The 13,605-nt window shown below is 56.7% G+C and carries 13 protein-coding genes; 9 read left to right on the top strand and 4 right to left on the bottom strand.

Features of this window, described 5'->3' with window-relative positions:
• The first annotated feature begins 19 nt into the window (after nt 1-19).
• Nucleotides 20-1,015: an adenosine deaminase gene (locus HOP59_RS15365; protein ID WP_234254548.1), complete on the top strand. Its 996-nt coding sequence runs from the start codon at nt 20-22 to the stop codon at nt 1,013-1,015.
• 79 nt (nt 1,016-1,094) lie between these two features.
• On the opposite strand, the gene HOP59_RS15360 is transcribed toward HOP59_RS15365, so the two are convergent.
• Nucleotides 1,095-2,096 carry a cytochrome-c peroxidase gene (locus tag HOP59_RS15360; RefSeq protein ID WP_010628388.1) on the bottom strand — a complete coding sequence of 334 codons (1,002 nt, stop codon included), beginning with the start codon at nt 2,094-2,096 and terminating at the stop codon, nt 1,095-1,097.
• A gap of 219 nt (nt 2,097-2,315) precedes the next feature.
• Here HOP59_RS15360 and msrP point away from each other — a divergent pair, with 219 nt between their 5' ends.
• Both msrP and HOP59_RS15350 read left to right on the top strand, forming a co-directional pair.
• Nucleotides 2,316-3,281, top strand: coding sequence for a protein-methionine-sulfoxide reductase catalytic subunit MsrP (gene msrP / locus HOP59_RS15355; protein WP_234254547.1), 966 nt, complete (start codon nt 2,316-2,318; stop codon nt 3,279-3,281).
• Between the two features lie 33 nt (nt 3,282-3,314).
• Nucleotides 3,315-3,911 (top strand): protein-methionine-sulfoxide reductase heme-binding subunit MsrQ, encoded by a 597-nt coding sequence (locus tag HOP59_RS15350; protein WP_234254546.1) that lies wholly within the window; start codon nt 3,315-3,317, stop codon nt 3,909-3,911.
• A 31-nt stretch (nt 3,912-3,942) separates the two neighbouring features.
• Here HOP59_RS15350 and HOP59_RS15345 read toward each other — a convergent pair whose 3' ends face one another.
• Complete coding sequence (locus HOP59_RS15345) at nt 3,943-5,322, bottom strand: NCS2 family permease (RefSeq protein WP_086511698.1); 1,380 nt, start codon at nt 5,320-5,322, stop codon at nt 3,943-3,945.
• 506 nt (nt 5,323-5,828) lie between these two features.
• Here HOP59_RS15345 and HOP59_RS15340 point away from each other — a divergent pair.
• From HOP59_RS15340 to HOP59_RS15330, 3 genes are all read left to right on the top strand, one after another.
• On the top strand, nt 5,829-6,245 hold the full coding sequence (locus HOP59_RS15340; RefSeq protein ID WP_234254545.1) for an Imm50 family immunity protein: 417 nt from the start codon (nt 5,829-5,831) through the stop codon (nt 6,243-6,245).
• A 42-nt stretch (nt 6,246-6,287) separates the two neighbouring features.
• Nucleotides 6,288-6,719: a hypothetical protein gene (locus HOP59_RS15335; protein WP_234254544.1), complete on the top strand. Its 432-nt coding sequence runs from the start codon at nt 6,288-6,290 to the stop codon at nt 6,717-6,719.
• Between the two features lie 83 nt (nt 6,720-6,802).
• Complete coding sequence (locus HOP59_RS15330; RefSeq protein WP_234254543.1) at nt 6,803-7,429, top strand: LysE family translocator; 627 nt, start codon at nt 6,803-6,805, stop codon at nt 7,427-7,429.
• Between the two features lie 55 nt (nt 7,430-7,484).
• On the opposite strand, the gene HOP59_RS15325 is transcribed toward HOP59_RS15330, so the two are convergent.
• Together HOP59_RS15325 and HOP59_RS15320 are read right to left on the bottom strand one after the other, a co-directional pair.
• The gene (locus HOP59_RS15325; protein ID WP_234254542.1) at nt 7,485-9,632 is read right to left on the bottom strand and encodes a putative bifunctional diguanylate cyclase/phosphodiesterase; all 2,148 of its coding nucleotides are present in this window, start codon (nt 9,630-9,632) and stop codon (nt 7,485-7,487) included.
• A gap of 8 nt (nt 9,633-9,640) precedes the next feature.
• Nucleotides 9,641-10,270: a histidine phosphatase family protein gene (locus HOP59_RS15320; protein ID WP_234254540.1), complete on the bottom strand. Its 630-nt coding sequence runs from the start codon at nt 10,268-10,270 to the stop codon at nt 9,641-9,643.
• Nucleotides 10,271-10,812: 542 nt separating this feature from the next.
• On the opposite strand from HOP59_RS15320, the gene HOP59_RS15315 reads away from it, so the two are divergent.
• Genes HOP59_RS15315 through HOP59_RS15305 form a run of 3 tightly spaced genes read left to right on the top strand, consistent with a single transcriptional unit; the run spans nt 10,813 to nt 13,536 of the window.
• The gene (locus HOP59_RS15315) at nt 10,813-11,589 is read left to right on the top strand and encodes a DUF5677 domain-containing protein (protein WP_234254539.1); all 777 of its coding nucleotides are present in this window, start codon (nt 10,813-10,815) and stop codon (nt 11,587-11,589) included.
• A 53-nt stretch (nt 11,590-11,642) separates the two neighbouring features.
• Entirely contained in the window at nt 11,643-12,158 is a 516-nt protein-coding gene (locus HOP59_RS15310; RefSeq protein ID WP_234254538.1) for a hypothetical protein, read from the top strand.
• A gap of 7 nt (nt 12,159-12,165) precedes the next feature.
• Nucleotides 12,166-13,536 (top strand): NUDIX hydrolase, encoded by a 1,371-nt coding sequence (locus HOP59_RS15305; protein WP_234254537.1) that lies wholly within the window; start codon nt 12,166-12,168, stop codon nt 13,534-13,536.
• Nucleotides 13,537-13,605: the final 69 nt, after the last annotated feature.

Here is a 13,605-nt window from a genome sequence, read left to right as displayed (position 1 = left end):
AAAGGCGACGAGGTGCATCATGCGCGACTTCCTCAAGCGGCTGCCCAAGGCCGAGCTCCATCTGCATATCGAAGGCTCGCTGGAGCCCGAACTGATGTTCGCCCTGGCCCGGCGCAACGGGGTCGAGCTGCCCTACGACTCGGTGGAAGCGGTACGCGCGGCCTACGACTTCCAGGATCTCTCCTCGTTTCTCGAGCTCTACTACCAGGGCATGAGCGTGCTCAAGCGCAGCGAGGACTTCCACGACCTGGCCATGGACTATTTCCGGCGTGCCCATGCCGAAGGGGTGGTCCACGTGGAGATGCACTTCGATCCTCAGGCCCACCTGGCTCGCGGTATCGAACTCGAAGTCGTGATGGAGGGCTTGAGCCTCGCCCAGCGTGAAGCAGAACGCGAGCTCGGCATGTCCACCGCACTGATTATGGCGTTTCTGCGTGACCGGCCCGCCGACGAGGCGATGCGGGTGCTGGAGAGCGCCGCCCCTTACTGGGAGATGCTCGACGCGGTGGGCCTCGACAGCGCCGAGCGGGGCCACCCGCCCTCCAAGTTCGTCGAGGTGTTCCAGCGTGCCAAGATGCTCGGTATTCCGCGGGTTGCCCACGCCGGTGAAGAAGGGCCACCGGAATACATTCGCGAGGCCCTCGATCTGCTCGACGTGTGTCGCATCGATCATGGGGTGCGCTGCCTGGAGGATCCGGCGCTGGTGACCCGGCTGCGCGACGAGGGTGTCGTGCTCACCGTGTGCCCGCTCTCCAACGTACGGCTCAAGGTGGTGGAGCGCATCGAGGATCACCCCTTGCCCCAACTGCTCGACGCCGGCCTGCGCATCACTCTGAACTCGGACGACCCGGCCTACTTCGGCGGCGGCATGCTTGACAACTTCATGGCCTGCCACGGTGCCTTCGGCTGGTCGAAGGAGACCTTCGTGCAACTGGCCGGCACCGCCATCGAATCCGCCTTCATGAGCGACAGGCGTCGCCTGGAACTGCATCGGCAGCTGGCCGAGAGCGTCTGACGAACGAAAACCCCCGGCCTGGGCCGGGGGCTGCATATCGTTATTGTCGTTCCCTTGCGAATCCCTGCGATTGGGCCGCTTACGGCAGAGCCGGGACCTCGAACTCAGGCATCTTGCCGGTCAGCGTGTGCAGGAAGGCGGTGATGTCGGCGATCATCTCGTCCTCGAACTCGCGGTTCAGCATCTCGCGACCCATGATGGCCACGGCTTCCTCGAGGGTTTCGGTGGCACCGTTGTTCATGTACGGGTAGGTCACGCCCACGTTGCGCAGGGTCGGCGTGCGGAACTTGTACATGTCGGCTTCGTCGCCGGTCACGTCGAAACGACCCACGTCGGTGGAGCCGGGCACCTGAATCGCCCAGAAGTTGCTGTCGGTCAGTGCCGGGCCGCTGTGACAGGCGATACAGCCGGTGTCGACGAAGGCCTGCATGCCGCGCTTCTCCTGATCGTCGATCGCGTTCATGTCGCCGCGCAGGTAACGATCGAAGGGCGAGTTCGGCGTGTTCAGGGTGCGCTGGAAGCTCGCCAGTGCCTGGGCCAGGTTTTCCTTGTTGATCGGAGCGGCGTCACCGGGGAAGGCCTCGGCGAACTTCTCCTGATACAGCTCGAACTCTTCCAGACGCTCCAGGGCCGCGTCGAGGTCCATGGCCATTTCGATATCGGCCTGGATCGGACCCAGCGCCTGGCCTTCCAGGTCGGGCTCACGGCCATCCCAGAACTGGGCGCCGAGGAAGCCGGAGTTGAGCACCGTGGGCGTGTTGCGGTCGCCGATCTGGCCGTCGTGGCCGGTGGCGCGCGGAATGCGGTCCGCCCAGCCCAGAGCCGGGTTGTGGCAGGTGGCGCAGCTGATCACGCCGCTGGACGAAATGCGCGGCTCGAAGAACAGCATGTTGCCCAGTTCCACCTTCTCTTCGGTCAGAGAGTTGTGGGCCGGAATCGGCGGCAGGTGAGGCAGCGGTTCGAAGCGGTCGCGGTAGTCGCCGAGGCCGTCGTCGGCGGCCACGCCGGTTGCCGCCAACGCGGCGCTCAGCGACACTGCGGCGGCGATGAGTGCCGGCCTGGCGAGAGCATTATGAATCATGGCGAATCCCCTTGGTTGCAAGCTAGAGACGGTTGTAGCCTGAAGTGCAACATCAGGTTACGGTTGGCTCTTGAGTGGTATCAACCAAGCAAAATGGTCGGAATGGACCCCTCATTGAGGTGGGTCAAGTTTTCTTCATTCCCGTGTTCCGGTAGGTGACAAACGCTTGTTTCACAGGCGAAGCTGTGGTCTCTTCGGTCGCCTTCGGGAGGATCCAAGATGACCCGTTACCGCTACCCGCCGATACCGGAATCCCAAGTCACGCCCCGCGAGCTGTTCGAGTCGCGGCGACGCTTTCTCAACGCCGGCCTCGCGCTGGGTGCCGCTGCCGTCGCCCCCGGCCTGCTCTGGCCGCGCTCCAGCCACGCCTGGCAGGGCGCCCTCGAAGCACGCCTCGACACACAGCTTCCCAGCCACGACCTGGCCGGCGGCGAAGCGCCGACCTCGCTGCGCGACATCACCACCTACAACAACTTCTACGAGCTGGGCACCGGCAAGCGCGACCCGGAGATCTACGGCCACCAGCTCGTCACCGATCCCTGGTCGCTGACCATCGATGGGGAAGTGGACAAGGCGGGCACCTTCGCCCTTGAGGACGTACTCAAGCACCAGGAACTGGAGGAGCGCATCTACCGTCTGCGCTGCGTCGAGGCGTGGTCGAAGGTAGTGCCCTGGATCGGCTTTCCGCTGGCGAACCTGCTCAATCGCCAAGAGCCGACGTCCCGTGCCCGCTATGTGGTGTTCGAATCGATTCACGACCCCGACAACCTGCGCGGCCAGCGCCGCAGCGTGCTCGACTGGCCCTACCGTGAGGTGCTGCGCATCGACGAGGCCATGCATCCGCTGACCCTGCTGGCGGTGGGGCTATACGGCGAGATCCTGCCCAATCAGAGCGGCGCACCCATTCGCCTGGTGGTGCCGTGGAAATACGGCTTCAAGAGCATCAAGTCGATCGTGCGCATCTCGCTGGTGGAGGAGCGGCCGCTCAGCTCCTGGGAGGAGCGCAACCCTGAGGAGTACGGCTTCTATGCCAACGTGAATCCTGAGGTGGATCACCCGCGCTGGTCCCAGGCGCGGGAGCGCAGGATCGGCGAGGGCGGCAGGCGTGAGACGCTGATGTTCAACGGCTACGCGGACGAGGTGGCGCACCTTTACACCGGCATGGACCTGCAGCGTCACTATTGAGCAAGCTCCAGCCACTCAAGGAGTCATGTCAGCGTGGATCAACGCACCGCTATCAACCTGTTTCGCCTGCTGGTGCTGGTGGGCTGCAGTGCGCCCGCCCTGTGGCTTGGCTGGCAGTGGTTCTTCGGCGACCTGGGCGCCGTGCCCGGCGAGGCCGTGGTGCACTTCACCGGCAAGACGGGGCTGATCCTGCTGCTGATGACCATCGCCTTCAGCCCGGCGTTTCGCTTCACCGGCTGGGTCGGGCTCATGGCCGCCCGGCGTCAGATCGGCCTCTGGGCGTTCTTCTGGCTGTTGGCCCACATGCTGGCCTGGATGGGGCTGGATCAATACTGGGACTGGCCGTGGATTCGCCGCGAAATGGTCGAGCTGCCCTACATTCGCTATGGCGTGGCCGCGCTGCTGCTGCTGGTACCGCTGGCCGTCACTTCCTTCGCACGTGTGCGGAAGGCCATGGGCTGGACGGCCTGGCACTGGCTGCACCGCCTGATCTACGTGGCCGCAGCGCTGGGGGTGACGCACCTGTGGATCCTGACCCGCGCCGACTACCTGCTGCCGACCCTATTCGCCTCTGTGCTGGCGGCACTGACGCTCTTCCGGCTCATCGACGCCTATATCCATCGTCAATGAAGCGGGCCGGCTTTCACCGGCCCGATTTCTCTCAATGCGTTGTCACCAGCATCACAACACTAAGCGCAGCCGAGACCCACATCGCCGGCTTGATGTCGTAGAGCTTGCCGGTGGCCAGCTTGATCAGCACGAAGCTCAGGAAACCGAAGGCAATGCCCAGGGTGATCGAGTAGGTTAGCGGCATCAGGATGATGGCCAGGAAGGCCGGAAACGCCTGCTCGAACTGCGACCAGTCGATCTTGCTCACCGGCGCCAGCATGAACAGCCCGACCAGCACCAGGGCCGGCGCCGTGGCGATACCGGGCACCAGCGACAGCAGCGGCGAGAGGAACAGGAAGGGCAGGAACAGGAAGGCGATGGTGACCGCCACCAGGCCGGTACGACCGCCCTGGGCCACGCCGGCGCCGGATTCGATGAAGGTCTGCGCCGCGCTGGTGCCCAGCGGTGCGGCGATCATCGAGGCGAAGGCATCCACGGTCATCGAGCGCTTGAGGTTGCGCGGATTGCCGTCCTTGTCCTTGAGATCGGCGGATTCGGAAAGCGCCATGAAGCACGACAGCGCATCGAAGAAGTTGGTGAACAGCATGACGAAGATGAACGGCAGGTAGGCGACCTTGAGCGCGCCCCAGATATCCACCTGCATCACCGCGCTGAAGTCCGGCCAGGCGGCGATACCACTCCACTCCACCACCACGTCGCCGCCCCATAGGCGGCCCATCGGCGTGGCCAGCAGGGTGGTCAGCGCAATGCCCAGAATCAGCGCGCCGTTGAAGCGCATGATCACCAGAATGGCGGTGGCCATCATGCCGATGAAGAAGGTGATCAGCGAGGCGTCCATGCTGCCCAGGGTGACCAGGGTGGCGTCGCTACCGACGATGAAACCGGCATTCTTGAAGCCGATGAAGGTGATAAACAAGCCGATGCCGCAGGTGATGGCATAGCGCAGCGAAGGCGGAATCGCATTGATGATCGCCTCGCGCACGTTGAACATCGCCAGGGTGGCGAACAGCACACCGGACCAGAACACACAGCCCAGCGCCACCTCCCAGGAAAGCCCGGCGCCCTGCACCAGGGTGTAGGTGAACAGCGCGTTCATGCCCATGCCCGGCGCCACCAGAATCGGGTTGCGGGCATACAGGCCCATGGCCAGGCTGCTCATGAAACTGATCAGCACGGTGGCGGAGAGCGCGGCGGAGAAGGGGATGCCGGCATGGGAGAGAATCGCCGGGTTGACCACGATGATGTACATCGAAGCCAGGAAGGTGGCGATGCCCGCCAGAATCTCGGTGCGTACGCTGGAGCCACGACGGCTTGCGCCGAAATAGCTGTCCAGCCAGCTGCTTCCTTGCCCCGTGGCTCGCGCGGAGGGGCGTCCATCTGCCTTGTCGGCTAGGGAGGAGGTCGGTTCCATATCTGTGTCCGTTGTTGTTGGATTGGCGTTGTCGAATCAGCGTTGTTGGGTGCCGCAGCGACAAGCTTGACCGTTTGGTCAGGCTTGTTCGGCTACAGCCTAGAAGATATTTGACCGATTGGACAGGTGGCTTGCGACTAACGTCGTAGAGGCGTGCGCAAGGAGGTCGGGGATAGGGGATGAGACGAGAGAGGAGAGGGCCAAGGCTCGCCTAGGCGTTGCCCTCAACGTTTCGCTTGGTTACGGTAAGGAAAAAAGCTGCAGAAGATGACTTACATGATCAAGAAGTACACAGGGATGCCGCATTAGGGATGATGGGAATCGTCATCCATTCTGCCAGCAGGGCGGTAGCGTCCCTGAAATTTGCGGTTCTGCTGTACACCATATCCCCTTGACGGCTTCTGGCTGAACGCAGCCTTGGGCTGTGTTGCTTTTTTATTATGGTTTCGCCTCCATTGCAAAGCCGCGTATGTTGGCGGCGCTAGCTGTTAAGGAGTAAATACGACGTGGGTTGGCCTCATTACCTGATGAATCCAGAAGCATTGTCTAGGCTGTTCAATTCCATCGAAGAATTGGATTCGCTCAATGTTTTCGAGGTCAGCCTCAAGAGAGATGGGCCGGTCGTTGCACTTCGAGCAGACCTTCCTCGCTTCCCTGAGCATCCATCGCGGCGCTGGCCGCCCGGGGCGAACCGGGTTCAGGTGTGGATCGAGTTCATTGGAGTCGAGGCACTTTCGCTGACTGGTTTCGACAAGGATAATTCGGCTAATTTAGAGGTTGCGCCTATGCAGGCTGGCTATTCCTTCATGTTGCGTGGTCCCGCTATAGTCCTCAGCGGACAGTGCGAATGCATACGCATTGCTGGCGTAAGTGCCTATATCGACGAGGAAGCAGTTAACAACGGCATGGAGAGGACACGCTGATGCGCGCCCCTCAGCTTTGACTTTAGCTTTCTGGAGAGTCTAGTGGAGCCAATCAAGAGAGGACAGCTTCAAGAGGAAATCGACGAAGCCATTGTTGAGTTTCTCGACACTGGGGAAGAGCTCAAGCTTGAGACAAAAAGCGATAGTGCGTGCCACTTCTTCCAAAAATTTACCGTAGGTGATGATGAAGTTCAACTGCGAGTTGATTGGTCAGATATAAATGACGATGGTCACCCCGTGCTAGATGCTGACTTTTTCTGCTCGAAAACGAGAAAGAAAAGATCCCTTAAGGGCAGTAGGCGGGAGTCTCACCACACACATACAATTCCAGAGAAAGGGCGGCAATACGTTTGGTCATATAAAAATTACAAAAGACCATTTAAGGTAAAAGTCAGGTGGCTGGCGCGTGCTGAAATGAAAGTTACTGTTGTAGCAGCAGCGGAAGCTACCGTTATTAGAAGTAAAAAAAGCTAACAAGCGCATGTGTCGGACTGGTTTCCACCGCGCTCCAAACCACTAAAAATGCCGGCCTTAGACGCTAAAAGGGGAGAACCACCATGTCCATCGAGTTATGGCTTGCCTTCGTTGCCGCATCTGCGGTGCTTCTCATCATTCCTGGCCCGACGATCCTTACGGTCATAAGCTACTCCATGACGCATGGTCGGCGGGCGAACGTGCCGCTCGTCGCTGCCGTTGCTCTCGGCGACTCAACGGCCTTGGTGGTGTCGCTTCTCGGCTTGGGGGCACTCCTGGCAACCTCGGCTTTCTGGTTTACAGTCGTCAAATGGGCCGGCGGGCTGTACTTGCTTTACCTCGGTATCAAACTCCTTCGCGCTGGCATTTCTACCGCCGAGCTGTCTGCGCCAGCCGCGCCGGGATCTCGTTGGAAGCTATTCGCGAACACTTACCTGGTCACCGCGCTCAATCCGAAGGGCATCGTCTTCTTCGTTGCCTTTCTGCCGCAGTTCATCAATCCAAGCTTGGCCGTCACCCAACAGCTTTGGGTTCTTGCCGTCACGTTCGTCGCCATGGCCGCGCTCAACGCAACGCTGTATGCAGTATTTGCTGGCACGGCGCGAAAGCTGCTGGCATCGCCACGGGCGCAACGGCGCTTCAACCTGGCAGGTGGTTCGCTGCTGTCAGCAGCGGGTGTGTGGGCTCTCCTCGCAAAGCGTCCTGCTTGAAGGCGGCTTACCCACCTATTGGCGGACGCCTGTGGAACGAGGCGGAATTTCCGGTTCAGCTCACCGGGATTGAGGTGAATGGCAGCTCGATTTGGTCGATAGGAAGCGGCTTGCAGAAGTAATAGCCCTGGAACACATGACAGCCAGCCTCGACGAGCCAGCCGAGCTGGTGGGCGGTTTCCACGCCTTCAGCCACTACCTCGAGCTGCAGGGATACTCCCATGGCGATGATGGTCCGCACGATGGCCATGTCATCGCCGCTCAGCAGCAGATCATTGACGAAGCTCTGGTCGATCTTGATCTGATCCAGCGGCAGCCGTTTGAGGTACTGCAGCGAAGAGTAGCCGGTGCCGAAGTCGTCCAGGGCGAACCGGATGCCGAGACGCTTCAAGCGCCGCATCTTGTCGATCCCGGCCTCGACGTCGTCCAGCAGGCTGCTCTCAGTCAGCTCCAGCTTCAAGCGGTGGGGATCGGCTCCACTGGTGGTGAGCACCCGTTCAATACGCTCGACGAAATCCGGCTCCTTGAATTGCCGGGCGCTGACGTTCACGGCCAGGGTCAGATGCGCTGTGGCAACTTGCTGCTGCCAGGCCACCAGTTGCCGGCACGCTTGTTCGAGAACCCAATCGCCGAGGGGCACGATCAGACCACTCTCCTCGGCAAGAGGGATGAACTCGGCCGGCGACACCATGCCGCGAGACGGGTGCTGCCAGCGGATCAGCGCCTCGGCCCCCAGTGGCCGATGGTCGGCGTCGTACTGAAGCTGATAGACGAGGCGGAACTCGCCACGCTGTAGGGCTAAGCGCAGATCGCGCCTGGTTTCGTTACGCGCTTCCATGAGGGCCTGGGTGGCATCGTCATGGAAGCAAATGGTGTCGCGACCGGCCAGCTTGGCATGATGACAGGCGGCATCTGCCAGCTTGAACAGGGTTTCGGCGTCGCTCGAGCCGTCGAACATCGCCACGCCCTGGCTTGCCGAGAGGAAGTGCTGAATCCCATCGATGGAGTAGGGCTCGGCCACGACGATCCTGATTCGGTCGGCCAGCTCTTCAGCCAGATTGGCCGCCTTGTCCGGCTGCTTGGGCAGGGAGTCGATGACGAGGAGAAACTCATCGCCACCCAGCCGCCCCGCAATACACCCCTCCTGCTGGAAGGTGCGCAGTCGCTGGGCGACCTCGCGCAACAAGCGATCGCCGGTACGATGCCCGTAGCTGTCGTTGATCTGCTGGAAGAGATCGAGATCCAGGTAGATCAGCGCCCCATGCTGGCCGTTGCGCTGACATAGCATCAATGAATGCGCCAGATGCTCGCTCATCATGCGCCAGTTGGGCAGTTCCGTCAGGCCATCGAAGTGGGCCAACTGGTGCGCCTTGCGTTCGGCCACCAGTCGACGTGCCTCGCTTTCACGCAGCCGCAGCACCGCCAGGGCAAGCTGCTGTAACTGGCCCCGCCCCAGTTCGGCAAGACGCTGGACTCGCGGCAGCTCGGGAACCACCCGGTGGGGATGGGAAAGCGCGAGCAGCCCTTCGGCGATGATCAGCAGGTGACGATTCAGGATCCGGGCGGAGTAAAAGGCGGCGACCAGCATCAGTGCCAGGATCGCCCCGCCAAACAGCAGCAGTGTGTTGAAGTGCCCAAGAGTGTCCTGATAGGCATCGCTGGTGCGCTCGCCGCTGCGCTGCGCCAGCTTGGACGAAAGGTGCCCCGTGAGCGTGGAGAAGCGCAGGAATTCATGCTGTGCCTCGTCCAGGTAATGTCGGGCCCGGGTGGCATCCACGGTGGCGATGTCGCCGGCCATGATGATGAAGCGCCGATAGCCCTCGAAGGCCTCGCGCAAATGTTGGGCACTGCCGTGGTTCAAATCGATCATCAGCGGCGTTTCGGTCAACGTCTGTATCTGCCCAGCCAAGATGGCAAGCTCATTGACGAAGCTCGAATGCAGCCGATAGCTGGCAAGCGCCGACAGCTCGCCCCTGTCGGCCTGCTGCAGCATGTCCACTACGTCCTGATGTAGCTCGCCCAGGCTCTGGGCGTAGTCGGCGGCCTGCAGCAGAGCGGCCATGTCCGCCGACTGAGTGGCGTGGTTCTGAGTCATCCTTTCCTTGAGCACCTGCACCGCGGCAAGTCCGAACAGCAGGGCAGGGATCAGCACCACCAGAGTGGGCAGAAGAAAGATCCAGATGAGCGGTCGGTTCGACTTCATGGGCAACCTTACGGTGCTTGGAAGGCCAGCGATGGCCACAGCTCCGGTGGAATGCTGGCACGGTAGAGATAACCCGCCTCACCCAGCGGCGAGAAGATCACCAGAGTGCCTTCGGCTGGGAAGTAATCCATCAAGTCGGCCAGGTTGGGCCCGTGGGCCACGATCATGCGGTTGGCGCTGCCCTCGACCGGCAGTGAGAGAGTCTTGTCGGTATGCTTGATGACCGGCCACTTCTCGTCGTCCGTCATCGCGGCGGTATAGCGCAGCAGCTCATCGATCTGCTGGGGCTTGTTCGGAAACAGGATCCGAGCCGTCTCCTGCGTTCGGCAGAAGGGCGTGACGAGAACGGGATCCTCGATAGGCCAGGCGTGCCGCGCCATGTGCTCGGCGATAGTCGCCATGAGTTCACGGCCCTCGTCGCTCAGGGGCCGCTGGGTGGCGCAGTCGTCGAAGTCGACCGGTACCCGGTCAGGAAGGCTCGTATCCGTCGGCCCGTGGCGCATGTAGAACACATAGCCGCCCTGGTGGAGGGAAGCCAACAGCTCGGCGCTGGGCTCGACCGCTACATGCTCATCCGCCCAGGTGAGCAGGCTGGCAAGACACAGCAGACCCGCCAACGGCAGGCGGCAATAGAGCAACGGCTGTCGAAGCAAAGTGGGCAGAGGGAGCACGGACGACCCTGGTTATCGTTTGTAATGATGCAATATGCATGAGAAATCTAATGCTCACTAGCCGGCCAAGGCGTAGGCAACGAGATTTTTGATCTAGGTCAAGTGGTGTGCATATGCGATTGCGCCAAAGGTACTGCCTTGGTGTCGAGCATACTTCGGCGTTGCCCTCAACGTTTCTCTCGGTTACGTTGAGTAAAAAGTCGCAGAAGATGGCTTGCGTAACCAAGACGTACTCAGGGATGCCGCATTAGGGATGATGGGAAACGTCATCCATTCTGCCAGCAGGGCGGTAGCGTCCCTGGAGTTCACGGCTCAGCCAGCGGGTTACGTACTCAGCACTCTGGCAAAGCTCCTGCTCAGCACCTGCGTTTCATTGTGGCTCTTCTCGGTCCGGGGCTGTGTTGCTTTACGTGAATGGTCGCCTCGCCTAACTTGTTAATGATCTTGGGGCTCACCAGAAGTGGCCAACAATACCATGCACGCGTCAAACGTTAATTTAAGGATCCAATGTGGATTGTCTCCTGAAAAAATTAAATAATATTGCCAAAGAAATGGAAGCAGCAGGGCAAGAAATTTACCCTAAATTGGAGGGTGATATGAGAGATGATTTTCATTTTATGTGTAAGTTATTCTCAAAAAGACAATTGTCTCATTTGCGGAGCCTGGTGGTTTTGGAGGGGAGCGATGATGCCATATTGATAGCAAGAAGTATGCTCGAAGGCTCGTTATATCTATCTTATTCTTTTAAGAATAGCGAAATGTGCCGAAGGTGGCGGCTATATTGCGTTGTTGTTGATATTCAGCGCTTTGAAAAATCTGACGAAGCTGTGCCTCAAGATGTGCGCAATCAATTAGAATTTTTTAAGCCGGTGGTGGATGGTTTATTTAAAAAAGAAAATGGTGAGTATCATAGGAATTGGCATGGTGGTAAATCAATAAAGGAAATTTCACGCTTGGTCGATGAGCAGTATATATATCTATATGAGACTTATTATAGCCCTATGTCAGAATATCACCACTGGGGAACAGCGGCCTTTGGAAAGCGGTATCGGTTAGAAGGCAATGAAGTTATCGAGACGAATGCTGAGGAAGCGAAGCTGGAGCGAGCTAATGCTTTATGTATGGCTTTGTCATCAATTTTTTCAACATTTAAGATTAGTGTAAAAGTGCTGAGTGGAGATAGTGAGTGCCTGGAAAAAATTAATATTCTAGCCAACAAGCTGAAAAGTTTAGAGGGTGCTGTCACCCGTGAAATAAATATAACAAGTCAAAGCGCGCGGGCATAATAAGGTCTTTACCATGCTGGTGTTTGAAGCGTTAGCTATAAAAGGGACAAACAATGGTGGTCGATGAAGGTCGAAAACTTTATATAACCAAGGGTTGGGTCGTGATAATATTCATTTATTATTTGATTCTGTTTCTTGTCTCATCGATAGCCATGGGTTACATGTTATTCTACGGAAGTTCTCTTGGTTTAGACGTCTTCAAGCAAGCACTTATTGGCTCAGTATCTATTGCCTTGGCCGCAGCATGTGCAGCATACATAAGAAAATTATATAAATTGTGTTTCAATTTCTCTTCGGAGCAAGATGGCGATGATCAACTGTTCTTAAAGCGTATGGGAACTGTCGTTTATTTTATTGTCCGACCTCTGTTTTCTATTCTGTTTTCTGCGCTAGTGGTAGCCGGCATACGTTCAGGAATTATTCTGTCGTCTAGTTCAGAGCTTCAATTAGATGAGGGGTTTATTTATCTGACAATGGTGTCTTCGTTTTATGTGGGGTTCTTATCGGGCGATTTTATTAAGAAGCTGGAATCAAAAGGACAGAAGAAGCTGGATTCACTCATAGGGTAAGCGCGCAATGGATAGAGAAGAAAAGGAAATATTGAAAATTATAAAGGATCTTGAGGGCCTTGCTTCGGAGGTGCTTAAGCTGAAGCATGAATCCATACCAAGGCGACCAATTGTCATTGAGTTTTGTGGCTCTCCGAAATCGGGCAAATCTAGTTGTATCAATTCTCTAAGCTTATTTCTTAGGCGGAATAGGTTTAGAACAAAGGTGCTGACTGAAAGAGCCAGTGTATGCCCGGTAAATGACAAATACGATCCTAATTTCAATATTTGGACTGCCTGCTCCGCAATCGCAGAATTAGTAGAGGCTCTGTCAAACAGCTCAAAGGACTACGATGTAATTATATTAGACAGGGGGATTTTTGATGCCTTGTGTTGGTTTAATTGGCTAAAAGACAATAATAGTTTAGATGAAGAGAATTTTAAGAGTCTAGAATCTTTTCTGGTGATGAATAAGTGGAGAACGGTTATTGATTTGATATATGTTTTCACCGCTACTCCTAAGATCTCCCTGCAACGTGAATACGCCTCACTTCTCACGAGAAAACTTGGAAGTATTATGTGTGATGACGCATTGAGCAGCTATAAGGCTTGCGTGGAAAATGTATCAAAGAAATACGCTGATGTATTCCAAGGAATTGAGATCTATGACACTAGCCAAAGATCTCTCAATGATGTAAATCACGATATTACAAAAAGCATACTTGAAATAATACAGAGCAATATCGCCGAAAAGGTTGGCTATTTCCCAAGAGCATCGATATCCAGCGAATTGCCTGAAACATTCAGTTTTTCAAAAGCTCGCCTAAATAATATTGTTCTGGATTATCAGGTCAGGGCAAGGGTAGAAGAAGATGACGGGGCAGTCCAGCCGATTCCAATACTAGTAATAACAAATAAAGAAAGAAACAAAGTTCTTGTTGTTAAAAAGAGCAAGACAACAACATCAAAAGAGTCGCCAGAATCTGATCGCCTATTGCTATATCTTGGTGGGCATACACGGGAAGAGGATAGCTTTGGTGCTTCTGATACTTCACTGCTAAGCATATCTAAACTGTCTTTGAGAAGAGAGATTAAAGAGGAAACAGGTCTAAATTACATTCCGTCTTCTGATGACTTAGACCCTTTGTGCATTTGGATGAGAGATAATGATAGAAGTAAAAAGCACTTGGCCATTTGCTATATAATGGAGGTAAATTTTTCTCGAACGAAAGTCAGGCTGGATAAGAATGAGTTCATGACCGGTGGAAACACAAAAAGTGGCATGATATTAGATATTGACGAGATCCTAAATCACGAGAATGAATTGGAGAGTTGGAGTAAGCTAATTCTTAGAGATTGTTTTGGAAAGTCTTTTGGGAAGCCCGCCACATTGATATGAAATTAATAACTCACTGAACAAGAACAAAATCACTGGCTACCGCTCTTGATTTATTCTGTGGGTGGTGGC

Source organism: Billgrantia aerodenitrificans (assembly GCF_021404405.1).
GTDB classification, from domain to species: Bacteria; Pseudomonadota; Gammaproteobacteria; order Pseudomonadales; family Halomonadaceae; genus Halomonas; species Halomonas aerodenitrificans.
The sequence above is the reverse complement of the archived record's forward strand: the minus strand, read 5'-3'. Positions and strand labels throughout refer to the sequence as shown.

Bases quoted from the DNA above. Each gene is read 5' to 3' on its own strand.
- HOP59_RS15365 (WP_234254548.1), top strand. From the start codon at position 20: ATGCGCGACTTCCTCAAGCGGCTGCCCAAGGCCGAGCTCCATCTGCAT.
- HOP59_RS15360 (WP_010628388.1), bottom strand. From the start codon at position 2,096: ATGATTCATAATGCTCTCGCCAGGCCGGCACTCATCGCCGCCGCAGTG.
- msrP (WP_234254547.1), top strand. From the start codon at position 2,316: ATGACCCGTTACCGCTACCCGCCGATACCGGAATCCCAAGTCACGCCC.
- HOP59_RS15345 (WP_086511698.1), bottom strand. From the start codon at position 5,322: ATGGAACCGACCTCCTCCCTAGCCGACAAGGCAGATGGACGCCCCTCC.
- HOP59_RS15330 (WP_234254543.1), top strand. From the start codon at position 6,803: ATGTCCATCGAGTTATGGCTTGCCTTCGTTGCCGCATCTGCGGTGCTT.
- HOP59_RS15325 (WP_234254542.1), bottom strand. From the start codon at position 9,632: ATGAAGTCGAACCGACCGCTCATCTGGATCTTTCTTCTGCCCACTCTG.
- HOP59_RS15310 (WP_234254538.1), top strand. From the start codon at position 11,643: ATGGTGGTCGATGAAGGTCGAAAACTTTATATAACCAAGGGTTGGGTC.
- HOP59_RS15305 (WP_234254537.1), top strand. From the start codon at position 12,166: ATGGATAGAGAAGAAAAGGAAATATTGAAAATTATAAAGGATCTTGAG.